General features: G+C 58.2%; 7 protein-coding genes. 3 read left to right on the forward strand and 4 right to left on the reverse strand.

Features of this window, described 5'->3' with window-relative positions; translation table 11 throughout:
- Positions 1–250: 250 nt before the first annotated feature.
- Together ACZYTC_RS10305 and ACZYTC_RS10310 are read right to left on the reverse strand one after the other, a co-directional pair.
- Complete coding sequence (locus ACZYTC_RS10305; RefSeq protein WP_488989529.1) at positions 251–775, reverse strand: hypothetical protein; 525 nt, start codon at positions 773–775, stop codon at positions 251–253.
- 968 nt (positions 776–1,743) lie between these two features.
- Complete coding sequence (locus tag ACZYTC_RS10310; RefSeq protein WP_488989530.1) at positions 1,744–2,484, reverse strand: hypothetical protein; 741 nt, start codon at positions 2,482–2,484, stop codon at positions 1,744–1,746.
- A 227-nt stretch (positions 2,485–2,711) separates the two neighbouring features.
- On the opposite strand from ACZYTC_RS10310, the gene ACZYTC_RS10315 reads away from it, so the two are divergent.
- Positions 2,712–2,876 (forward strand): hypothetical protein, encoded by a 165-nt coding sequence (locus ACZYTC_RS10315; protein ID WP_488989531.1) that lies wholly within the window; start codon positions 2,712–2,714, stop codon positions 2,874–2,876.
- A 51-nt stretch (positions 2,877–2,927) separates the two neighbouring features.
- Here the strand turns inward: ACZYTC_RS10315 and ACZYTC_RS10320 are convergent, their stop codons facing one another.
- Positions 2,928–3,104, reverse strand: coding sequence for a hypothetical protein (locus ACZYTC_RS10320; RefSeq protein ID WP_488989532.1), 177 nt, complete (start codon positions 3,102–3,104; stop codon positions 2,928–2,930).
- Positions 3,101–4,231, reverse strand: coding sequence for a hypothetical protein (locus ACZYTC_RS10325; protein WP_488989533.1), 1,131 nt, complete (start codon positions 4,229–4,231; stop codon positions 3,101–3,103). The genes ACZYTC_RS10320 and ACZYTC_RS10325 overlap by 4 nt, the downstream gene beginning before the upstream one ends.
- Positions 4,232–4,657: 426 nt before the next feature.
- On the opposite strand from ACZYTC_RS10325, the gene ACZYTC_RS10330 reads away from it, so the two are divergent.
- Both ACZYTC_RS10330 and ACZYTC_RS10335 read left to right on the forward strand, forming a co-directional pair.
- A complete protein-coding gene (locus ACZYTC_RS10330) occupies positions 4,658–9,820 on the forward strand; it encodes a DEAD/DEAH box helicase (RefSeq protein WP_488989534.1) in 5,163 nt (1,720 codons plus the stop codon).
- Positions 9,821–9,824: 4 nt separating this feature from the next.
- Complete coding sequence (locus ACZYTC_RS10335) at positions 9,825–12,590, forward strand: DUF8741 domain-containing protein (protein WP_488989535.1); 2,766 nt, start codon at positions 9,825–9,827, stop codon at positions 12,588–12,590.
- Positions 12,591–12,593: the final 3 nt, after the last annotated feature.

Here is a 12,593-nt window from a genome sequence, read left to right on the forward strand (position 1 = left end):
TCCACTCGCCACCATGGCGGAGGCGAGCCAGATAATGATCACCCTTGCGCTGAAGGGAACAAGAAAATCGGCGGGTGGATGCAGACCTGCGCCACAGGGTCGGCATGGTTGATCCGGCGGATATCCCCTCTGGCGACAGAAGCGGTTTCCTGTGGCGCCCCTCAGCCATCACACCTTGCCGAGGCAAGTGGCCGGGAGCGCTCATTGATCAGGGCCTCGTCGGCGACAGAGGCACTGAGCACCGCTCATGCTATCCTCCCTCTTTGCCGGGGGCAGGACGACTTGTCAGCGCCCGCATCAACGCCGCCACGCGAGTGTCAGGTGTGGGATGCAGTGCATCGTAGCCATGCTTGCTCAAGACCGTCTCGAAAACAGCGAACTCCTTCGGCCGAAAATAGAGCAAAACACATCGAGTCGGTCCGGGCACCGGCTTTCCCGCAACGAAGGCTTTGAGTTGGCGAACGGTCAGTTTCTTGGCTGCCTCGAGAAGAATTGCCATGTTGGAAGCATCGAGATCAGGACAGATTACCACCATCTTGCTCCAGCCAATGGCCCGCTGCACATCGTCCGGGATGTGAAGTGGCTCAACAGCTTTGGCGATCGCCAGATAGTGATAAGTGGTGCGCCGCTCGATCCCCGTCGCCCTCACAAATCTCGGTACATCGAGCGACGCGTGGTCCTGCAGGATCAACAGCAGGCGTCCGATCTTGGGGAAATTGTCAGGCCGCTTGAGCGCCTCCTGGTAAGCTTTATAACAGATATCATATAAATCCATGAAGAAGCCCTTATATATTTCAGCAATTTACAATAATATTTACGACTATTGATGCAATATTAATTTTAACTTACGTTTGATTACGAATAATTCCGACCCCACAAATGACTTACCTATAATTTACATTAGATTTTCAGCGCTCCCCTATCATCGGGCAACGGGACTTCGATTGCGGTCGTTGAGTATCTCGCGGTGCTCACGGTGGGACAGTGCTGACCTGTTGGTTCAGGCAACATGCTGGGTCGGTCTCGACGACCACGCGTATCGCAGCGAATTGATCGCGCTGGTGGCAGGAAACAACGTTCAGCGTGTCGCAATTGTTATGGAGATCGTTTCCGCAGCTTCATCGCAGTCGCTGACGGGCTTCAGGCTCGCCGTACTGCCCCACATATGCGAGTCCAACGTGGCCGCTGCCGTCCTGGCGCTCGCGCTGCGGCTGGATCGTGTATTCGGGTGGTGCCGGCTATGTCGCCTTGAGACAGCCCAGAAGGCCAGATGATAACGTGATGACTTGGAGACTGGCTGACCCAAGCTTTTTGCGTTCTCGCTCCAGAGCGCCGATCGCCTCCTACACTTTGGCAAGCGCGTCTTCGGGCGTCTCGCCATCGTTTGTCCATCTGAACAGGCCGGGAACGATCGCAGCGAAACCTTTTGTTGGTTTTTGGAAGTTCTTTCTTCCGGGGAAGATGCGAAGGCATCTGATCCGGGGAGTGCAGAGGCGGAGCCTTTGCTGGGTCCAGGGCAAAGCCCTGGGATAGGACTGTAGGTCCGCTTTTTGTCCTGAGAGACCGGGAGCGCAGCGGAGGTGCTCGCCAATGTCTTCTAAGAACATAGTCTTCGTAAGAACATAGTCTTCGTGATCTTAATCTTCCCATTTTCGGGAAGATAGGTGGAGGCAATCTTCCCATTTTCGGGAAGATAGGTGGGGGGCATTCTTCCCATTTTCGGGAAGATAGAGTTCCCCAAAATCAGACCGTTTTTGCCTCCTGCGCAGCTTTGAACGCGGCCTTTGCGGGAGGGGTCGCGGCCAGCATTTCGAGGTACTTCTCCTGGCGCTCGTCCTCGGGAATTTTCTTCAAATCTTCCTCGTAATTTGGGCCAAGGTGATCCGCTGCCGCCATGCACACCTGCTGTCCAAGCCTGCGGAGAATGTAATGAGCTTTGGGTGCCTCCATGCGGGCGGTGAATTCCGATGGCGTCATGCCAAGCACGGTATCGCCCCAAAGCGCACGGGCCACGACGCCATAGAGCTTCGGCTGGTCGATCTGAATGCGGTACTCCTTCGGCTGGTCCTTGGATATTTTCCCGCTGAGCACGAGCATGAAGCCGCATTTCTTGAGAGCCGGTATTGCACGGTTCTGAAGCGTCTTCCTGTTGGTGTTGGTCATAAGGGCAAGGTCGTTGCCGCTGTAGAAAAGGAAGCCGGTGTTCTGCTTCTCATGCGCCCGCCACACCTTGGCGGAGTGCAGGTACTCATAGAGAATATCGTGGAGCACGCGGCCTGCGGCCTTGTCCCCGGTGATGATCTCGCAGATGGACATGGCAGACCGCTGCACTGTCCATTTTTTCTTGGCCTTCTTCGGCTTCGCAGGCTGCTCGGCCTGGGCAGGCTTCCTCTGCTTGGTCTGGGGAGGCACCTGGGCGTTGTTGTTTGCCGCCCGGCCAACCTGAGCAGGCTTCTTCTTTTTCAAGGGGAGAATAATCGCCATCGCAAAAACTCCTGTTGTCGGGGCTTGCGGTGGGGAGGAGATGGCGCATAGAATCAGCGCCGCAATAACTCTCCCAACCTTCAGCCCTGAAGGTTTGCGCCCGCCCCCGGTTCCAGCGGGGGGCGGGCATCTTCGTTTGTGAGCCTGTCACAGAAAGTCAGGCGTTGCCAGCTGGGCCTCGATAGGTGGTCGCAGTGCTGGCCAGCCGGGCGTGGAATGGCTCCGCCATGATTGTCCAAGACATTCTAGATCGCCTTTTCAGGAACCTTGACCGCCAGCATGATCTTGGTCAGGCGGCCTCCGCCAAGGTCGCAATCGGCGCGGACGGCGACGCGGCAACTTCGGCGCCGGGCGAGATCACCTATCCCGACGTGACTGCCTTCCTGCAGTAGAGACGCCCATATTGCGCTTGGCATTGCAGCCAGCCATGGCCGACTTGCCAGTCACGGCACGGTCCCGCCGACCTTGACATGGACCTCGACGGCGACCTTGGAAGACGGATAGAGTGAGAGCTTGCGGGTGACATCGACCGGCGCCTGGCGGGCTGGCAGGCCTCTCCGAAGGAGCGCGGCCGCCGATGGAGGGCGATGTCCAGCCGGGATTGCGCGCTCGATATTCATTCGGGCGGTGTAGCTTCTGAAAGACCCTCAGGCCTGTAACGCTCGATAAGCTGCCGAACGCGACGCACATTCCCTGCATCAATCTTAAACCCGGCATCGCGCAAATGCTTAGCTGCGTTCCGGTTGACATTCTCGTCAGAGGGCACTGATCCGTTAGCTTTCCGCGTGGATGCCCGGCGGACCGCGGCGACAAACACCTCAAGCGAAAAGCCGTGCGTAACAGCAATGCTTGCAAGCTCGGTCCGTTCTTGCCTTTCGCGTTCGGCTGCGGCATCCCTTTCACGACGGGCGCGCAGTTCGGCAGCATCCTCCAGACTCCAAGCTATCACTCGCCGGAACGGAGACCGATATGGGGAGGTATCGGACTCGTCGACTTCCTCTTGGATCACGAAATCGAATGCATCGATGACATCAATCTCGAAGTTACTCTGGAGCTGATTGATCAAGCCTTCGTAGGCGGCACGAACGGCGCAAATCAAAATGGAATCCACGACATCCTCATTGAAGGGGTCGTTGGGTCCGTAACTTCCCCATGGTTTCGGCCGCAGATTACCGACTCCGCGAATGTACATGAGTTCATTGGAAGGACGACTATCGAAGGTCGGAGCTTCATCGCCAGTGAACCAACGGAAGTCGGGCGGCTCGTACCACTTCCGCTGGGCGATCAGATTGGAATAATGAGGTTCCGTTCGATGCCAATCTAATTCAGAATGCTTCCAGGCACCCGGATACCAGCGTACGGATAGATTGTTCATCGCTGTGATTTGTGCTGAGATCTCGATCCGCGGCTTCGCCGAACGATCCTTCTCCAATCTCGATGCAAGCTGCGCAAGATCTAGCACCTGCCAGTCAAACAGATTTGCAAAGGCCTCTATAGGACGATTACTTAACCAACCCATAAGGTCCGAAAGCACCGTCTTCCTATTTGGGGCTCGATCATGCTGTTCGATATTGCGGACTTCGAGATTGAGGCGGCCCAGTTCCATCAACAAATGAGAAACGTACTCTCCAACAGACGCAGTATTATGACTATACCAATCAACACGGCGGAATAATTTAATTTTTGGAAGCGCTGACGAGGGCATGCTGCGCCGCTGCCCACCCTTGCGTGTCGCTTGCTTAGCCATCCTGCCCTCCGATTTCAGCTAGACTGAAAAGATAAATTCAAGCTCAGAAATTTACCTCAACAAAAAATTACACAATACTTATACAATTTACGAAATAAATATCAATAATAAAATTAAATATACACATTGACCAGGATTGTTATTTATTTTTATATTTAGAACAATTTGAGACACCCTAATCAATATTAAAACTGCACGCTGCACGTAAAAAATCTCACCATGGAGATCACCCCCTTGAATCCCACTGGCTTGCCCCGTGTCACGAACATGATACGTTTCATCATGCTGGCCATTCAGAGGCTGAATTTACAACAAGCTACTTGCCTCTAGCAGTTGCTCAAAAATTTCTTGACACAAACAAAAAAACACGCGACGCCACGAAGTTGATATATCGCTGTATTAAGTAGTCGATTAGCGAGATTGACAATGAAGGCGTTCGAATTTGATCATCGTATTATCGATTCTTATGCTCGTTTCTCGCGATCGTTCAGTACAATTCGATCTGTCGACCTAAAATCGGAGATCGATCGACAGTACGATGAAGGACGCTTCTGGCCCGACGCTCTGCTGTCTCTCAATCCTCGATATCTTCAAGGACCTACGGTCGATGAGCTGGTCGCCTCTGGCGATCTCGACGAAGCGACTGGCAAGATATTTCGGTTCGGCGAAGCGCCTCTGCGTTTTCACCGTCATCAAGCGCAATCAATAGCTAAGGCTCGCGCGGGTCAGAGTTACGTAGTCACCACCGGAACTGGCTCGGGCAAGTCCCTGTGCTTCTTCGTGCCTGTGGTCGACGCAATTATTCGCGCCCGAAAGGCCGGCAAGCCACGTAAGACCAGCGCTATCATCGTTTATCCAATGAACGCGCTGGCCAATAGCCAGATGAACGAGATCGAGAAGTTCATTTCCCAGTCGGGATTGACCGCTGAGATTAAACCCGTTGTGCGGCGTTATACGGGCCAAGAGAGCCAGGAAGAGCGGCAGCGCATCGCCGACAACCCACCGGACATACTTCTCACCAACTTCATGATGGCCGAGTTGCTCCTGACTCGGCAGGACAGCCTCGACACTAAGGTCGTGGAAAATGCGGGCGGCCTCAAATTCATCGTTCTTGACGAATTACATACCTATCGTGGCCGCCAGGGCGCTGACGTCGCCATCCTGGTTCGTCGTCTTCGCAACCGCTGTACGCCAGACAAGTCGCCGATCTGCATTGGAACCTCCGCCACGATGGCGAGTGAAGGATCGGACACCAGCCGCGCGCAGGCAGTAGCGGACGTTGCATCGCGCTTGTTCGGCATTCCCATTGGCTCCGAGTCGGTAATCGACGAGTCGCTTCAGAGGGCGACGGATGACCGCCTCAAACTTGAAGACGTGCGGCCACAGCTCGCGTCGACGCTGACATCCACAATTTCAAACGTGCTGACCGATGAAATCCTGAAAGTGCACCCTCTGGCGGCGTGGGCTGAACTGGCGATTGGTCTGGAAGATGCGCAGGAACTCAAACGCAAGAAGCCAATACCCTTTGGAGAAGCTGTCGCACTGCTGTCACGGGACAGCGGTGTGGATATAGAGACCTGCCGAAGCAGTCTTGAAACATTTCTGACACGCATCAGCCTCCCGGAAACGGAACGGGGCGGTTCAGGAACTGCTGCCTTCCTGGCATTCAAGCTCCATCAGTTCGTGTCTGGCGCAGGCGAGGTTTTCACAACGCTGGCCGAGATGCCGCGAAATGTGCTGTTCGAAGGACAGCTCGAAGACCCTAGCGCACCAGGCCATCGCCTCTATCCAACACGCTTCTGTCGGGAATGTGGACATGAGGTCCACGTCGTCAGCCGGACGGAGGATGCCGAAGGCCCGCTGTTCCTGCCGAGGAATATCGATGACGCGCCGCTCGATGATCAGGAGGAAGAGGTCGCAGGTTACCTGAGCCCTATGAGCGACGGCGATTACGCCTTCACGGGGGAAATCGAATCCTATCCAGAGGATTGGCGCGAGGACCGCAACGGCGTGGAGCGAATCCGCGCTAACCGGAAACGTAGACTGCCGCAAATGGTCTCTGTGGCTCCGCATGGACGCTACGATTCATCGGGTAAGAGCTTCTGGTTCATACCGGGCAAGTTTGGGTTCTGCCCTTGCTGCCTAGACCAACCTCATCCCAGCATGCGGGAACGTACCAAGCTTGCAGGCCTGTCGGGTGAGGGACGAAGCTCGGCCACGACGCTTCTCGTTGCGACAGCCCTCGAATGGATGAACAGGCTCGATAGCGGTGTTCCCAAGGAAAAACGCAAGCTTCTTGGCTTTACCGACAATCGCCAGGACGCAGCCCTTCAGGCGGGCCACTTCAACGATTTTTTGTTCGTTAGCCTTCTGCGCGGTGCGATATTGCGGGCCGTTCTGGACGCTGGCGACGATGGCTTGACCGAGGATGAATTCGGGCTGCGCATCGTCAGGGCGCTCGGCTTCACCGCCGCCAACCGGGATGCGCGCGTCCACTGGATGTTGGACCCAGAGGCGGGGGCCGTAATCCGCGAGGATGCCCAACGCTCTCTCCAGAAGGTGCTGGCCCATCGACTCTGGAGCGACTTGCGCCGAGGATGGCGCTACACCAACCCGAGCCTCGCCGTTCTAAAGCTCATAGACGTCGAATTCATCGGCCTCGATGACATAGCGGAAGATGCCGAGCGTCTGGTGGCTATTCGGCCGGAATTCGCCACGCTCGATATGTCGGCGCGCAAGATGATGCTCAAGAAACTCCTCGGCGCCATGCTCGACGGCTTGGCAGTCGGAACAGAAGCTCTTGATCCGACTGTCCTTGAGGGTGTCGCCCAGAAATCCCGCAACCTACTACGCGCTCCATGGGCCATCGACATCAAGGAGATACCTCGAAGCCGAACGACCCTGTTTCTACAAGCCCCAGGCCGGGATCGCGTCGGGTTGCGAGAAGAACAGACTATTGTTCGCGCTGGCCACAATTCCCGCATCGGACGCCTCATCAACCGCAGAAGTGTTTTTGGGACCAAGCTCGGCAAGGCTGACTACCTGACAGTTATGACCGGCCTAATGGACCTCCTCGCGCGGGAGGGACTGGTATCGCGCGTCGACCTGGAAGAGGATTTGCAAGGATGGCGTCTGTCTCCGTCAGCCGTCCGCATTGTGCGCGGTGAAGCCATTCGAAGCGGCAAAACGCAGGGCAATCGTTACTTTCATGAGCTCTACGACGAGATCGCTGCCGATTTGAAAGCCGGTCGCAGCGGTTTCTGGGGTCTTGAGGGCCGCGAACACACAGCTCAAGTGTCCCAGAGACAACGCGAATGGCGCGAATGGCGCTTCCGCTTCGAGAAAGAAGACCAAGAGAACCTTGCTGCGAATGCCATCGATCTCAAGACGGCTGGCGAATCGGAGCAGTTTTTGCCCGCCCTCTTCTGTTCGCCCACCATGGAGCTCGGCGTGGACATCTCTGCGCTCAACGCCGTTTATCTGCGAAACGTACCGCCGACACCGGCCAACTATGCGCAACGCGCCGGTCGCGCGGGGCGTTCCGGGCAGGCCGCCGTTATTGTAACCTATTGCGCCGCCCAATCACCCCATGATCAGTACTTCTTCGAACGGCGTAATGAGATGGTGGCGGGTGTCGTTCGTCCTCCGGCCCTCGACATCACCAACGAAGAACTGGTGCGTTCCCATCTGCACGCCGTCTGGCTTGCCGAGGCAAGGCTCGCCCTGTCCCCAGACATTCCGGAGATTCTTGATCTGAAGCAGACCGGATACCCGCTTAAGCCCGAAGTACATAACATCATCGACCGACCTGACCTGGTGCTAGCAGCGCACGCTCCGATGAAGCGCGTTCTCGATCAGATTCTTGCTTCAGTGAACGGCCGAAAGCCAGTCTGGATGAGCGAGCCGGAAGAGTTCGTGTCCTCCGTCGCCACACACGCACCGCGAGAGTTCGATCGCGCTTTCGTTCGATGGCGGGAGCTTTATGACTCCGCCCGCACACAACTGATCGAAGCCAACGCCCGCTCCGAGATTACGGGCCTTTCGGCCGCGGACCGTCGTCGTATCAAGACATCCCAGATGCAGGCGAGCGACCAGATCGCCATTCTCGAGCAGGGCAAGGCCTCGAATGGCTCGGACTTTTACTCTTATCGCTATCTCGCGACAGAAGGCTTTCTACCCGGTTACAACTTCCCCCGATTGCCGCTCTATGCCTTCATCCCTGGCGAAGGGAAAACCGGCTCATTCCTCCAGCGCGCCCGCTTCCTCGCCATCTCGGAGTTTGGACCGCGCAGCCTGATCTATCACGAGGGCCGAGCCTACCGGGTCATGAAGGCGAAGCTGCCACCGGAAGTGCGAACAGGTGATGGGGCGGAGCTTGCCACGAGGGACATCTTCATCTGCTCGAATTGCGGTGCTTGCCACGACAGCGAAGTCGAGCGCTGCCATGCCTGCAACAACCCAATGGCTGGCGAGATGCCGGTGCAGCGGACGCTTAGGATCGACAACGTCGAGGCCGCGCCGGCCGAGCGGATCACGGCGAATGACGAAGAACGCGTTCGACAGGGTTTCGACATTCAGACCGTTTTTTCGTGGCCGAAACGGGACGGTCGAGTACAGGTCACCGAGGCGGACTTCCGCTGCGAGGGTGCTTCGATCCTCAACCTGCAATACGCCAACAGCGCCGAGATCAGCCGAATCAATAAGGGGCTGAAACGACGGGCGAACCAAACGGTCTTCGGCTTCCATATCGACCCGCGAAGCGGCTATTGGGCGAAATCGGACGACGAGGATCCCGATATCGATGTCCCGCCCGATGTCGTGAGGCCGGTCAGAATCGTTCCCATCGTCCGAGACCACAAGAACGCGCTCCTCTTCCGTTTCCGGGATCCGGCCAACTATGCACCGGAGACCATCGCAACGGTTCAGCACGCACTAATGAGAGGCATTGAGGTCGTCTTCCAGTTGGAGGAAGGTGAGGTACTCGGCGAGCCTTTGCCGGCCCGCGACAACCGGCGCGCCGTCCTGACCTACGAAGCCACCGAGGGCGGAGCGGGCGTATTGAGCCGCCTGATCGAGGACCCACGAGCGCTTGGTAAAATCGCACGGGAAGCTTTGATCCTCATGCACTTCGAGAAGGTCGATGAAGCGATCGCGGCAGGTGACGCGAAATTGCTCGCCAACCGCGATGGGGAGGCCTGCGTCCGTGGCTGCTATCGCTGCTTGCTTTCCTATTTCAACCAACCGGATCATGAGTTAATCGACCGCACGAGCGACGAAGCGAAACAGACGCTGGTTGATCTGGCGCGAGGCCGAGTTGTGCTTGCGGCGACAGATCGGTCGACAGAAGGCAACGAATGGGTGGATGCCTTCATGGAGGCGGGACTTCCCACCCCGGACGGCACCACCATCAAATTCGCCGATCAGGAAATGCGTTACGCGTGGCGCAGCCACTTCGTCGCCGCTTGCATTTCTCCTTTGGTGGACGCAACACGGCAGGAAGCGGACGCGAAAGGCTGGACGCTGTTTGAGTTACCGGAAGCCGTCACTGCGGGCGTGCCCGACGCGATGCGTTCGATGTTCGGGGAATAGAGTGATGACAATCAATTTTGCTCCGGGAGATTTGGTCCGAGCGCGTGGCCGTGAGTGGGTCGCACTACCGTCACCTCGGGATGGCATCCTCGCGCTCCGTCCCCTTTCGGGTGGAGGAAATGATACCGTTGTCCTCGATCCGACGCTCGAATTTCTGCCGGTTGAGCCAGCCCGCTTCGATCTTCCGGTTGATGCGGCGACGACGGTTCAAGCAAAAGCTGCTTTGCTGGCGGATGCATTGCGCCTGACGCTCCGCCGTGGCGCAGGCCCTTTCAGGTCGGCCGCCCAGCTCGCCTTTGAGCCGCGGACTTATCAGCTTGTCCCCCTACTGATGGCGCTTCGCATGGCGGCGCCGCGCTTACTGATCGCGGATGATGTTGGCATCGGTAAGACAATCGAAGCCGGCCTCATCCTGCGCGAGTTGATGGACCGAGGCGAGGTAGATGCGTTCTCGGTGCTGTGCCCACCGCACCTCGTCGAACAATGGCTTGGAGAACTCAAGGCCCGCTTCGGCATTGATGCTGTTCCAGTCACGTCCAGCACCGCAAGCCGGCTGGAACGCGGATTGCCACTCGCCCAGACCCTGTTCGAGGCTTATCCGTTCACGGTCGTCAGCCTCGACTACATCAAGGCGGAAAAACGCCGCGAGGGCTTCGCGCGCGCCTGCCCGGATTTCGTTATCGTTGACGAAGCCCACGCCTGCGTCGGAACACACAAGGGACGGCAGCAACGCTTCGATCTTTTGCAAGGGCTGGCGCGAAATCCGGATCGCCGGATGATCCTGCTGACCGCGACACCGCATTCGGGGGATGAGGAGGCTTTCGCTCGTCTCCTTTCCCTGATCGATCCGTCATTTGCCTCGATGGATTTCGAGGACACGCGGTATCGCGAGCGTCTGGCACGGCATTTCGTGCAAAGGCGCAGGATCGATCTTGTCACCGGGGATTGGGACGAGGATCGCGCCTTCCCGAAACATGAAACCACCGAGTTCGCCTATCATCTGTCCGGCGCCCATCGCGATTTCCAGGAGGCCGTCCTCGACTACTGCTTCGGCGTCGTCTCCCAAGCGGGATCGGGACAGAGGGAGCAGCGTCTCGCCTTCTGGGGCACGCTGGCGCTGATGCGTTGCGTCGGCTCTTCCCCAGCCGCTGCTTTGAGCGCGTTACGGAACCGCATGTCGAGCGAGAGTGATCGCCTCGAACCTCAAATCTATGATGACGACGGCGACGATGAGGACGCGGTCGATCTCGAACCGGGCACGGCATTCGACGTTGATCCGGCGCTTCTCGCGCTGGTGAGGCACGCCGAGGAATTGGCCCGAAAGCCCGACCCGAAGCTGGCGGCTTTGATCGAGACGCTGACGCCCCTCATCAAGAGGGGCGCAAATCCCGTTGTCTTCTGCCGTTATCTGGCGACGGCCGAGCATGTGCGCGACGGTCTGCGCAAAGCCTTTCCGAAGCTTACTATCGAATCCGTGACAGGCGTTCTCACGCCGGACGAGCGTCGTGATCGTGTCGCCGACATGGCGTCGGTGGACGAGGAAAAGCCGGTCCAACGCGTCCTTGTCGCGACCGATTGCCTCTCCGAAGGGATTAACCTTCAGCAGCTTTTCGACACGGTCGTTCACTATGATCTGTCGTGGAATCCGACTCGGCACCAGCAGCGCGAAGGGCGCGTCGATCGTTTCGGCCAGCCGGCAAACCTTGTCCGGTCAATCATGATGTTCTCGCCGGACAGCGCCATCGACGGCGCCGTGCTTGAGGTCATCCTTCGGAAAGCCGAGGAAATCCGTAAGGCGACGGGCGTGACCGTGCCGCTCCCAGAGGAACGCGGGCCGGTGACGGACGCATTGATGGCGTCGATGATGCTGCGCCGCCGTGGAAGCGCCCAGCTCACGCTCGATCTTCGCTTTGAGGACAGCGTGAAAGCCGTGGAAGCGCGCTGGAGGGACGCTTCCGAGAACGAGCGAAAATCGCGGGCGCGCTTCGCGCAGAACGCCATGAAGCCGCAGGAAGTCGCGCCTGAATGGGAAAAGGTTCGCGCGCTGCTCGGCTCCCCGGCCGATGCACGTCTTTTCGTCGAGCGCGCCATGTCGCGCTTCGGCGCGCAGTTGGAAACGCGCAAAGCCGTGCTTCTGGCCCACGTCGATGCCCTTGATGCCGGCCTGCGCGAGCGTCTGGCGGAGCACGATCTGAAAGGATCGGTGCGCCTGGCAACGATGGAGCCTGCACCCTCGGGCACGACGCTGCTTACCAGAACGCACCCGCTGACGGCGACGCTCGCCGAAGCATTGGTCGAAGCCTCGCTCGACCCGGAATCCTTGTCCGGTCTGGGCATCGGTCGTGTCGGTGCATGGCCCACCGCCGCCGTCCAGCAAGTCACCCGCCTCGCGCTCTTGCGCATCCGTTTCAAGCTGACTGTCCATGCCCGCAAGGAGCGGCTGCTGCTGGCGGAGGAAGCGGCTCTTGTTGCGGTGCAGGGCGCGCGGATCGTGGCGGTCGGCGAAGAAGCGCGCGAACTACTGAACGCGCCCGCGACGGCCGATCTTGCGCCCATCGCACGGGATAGGTTCATCGCCAAAGCCAAGGAGGAACTGCCGGGCCTACTCGAAGGGCCGATCGCCGACTTCGTCCAAACCCGCGCGCAGGAGCTGATGCAGGATCACGCCCGCCTTCGCGCCGCATCCGGGTCCGCTTCCCGCGTCACGGTGGAGGCTGTATTGCCGCCGGATGTCATCGGCCTGTTCACGCTGATGCCGGGGGAGGCATAAATC

Source organism: Labrys sp. F242 (assembly GCF_057813875.1).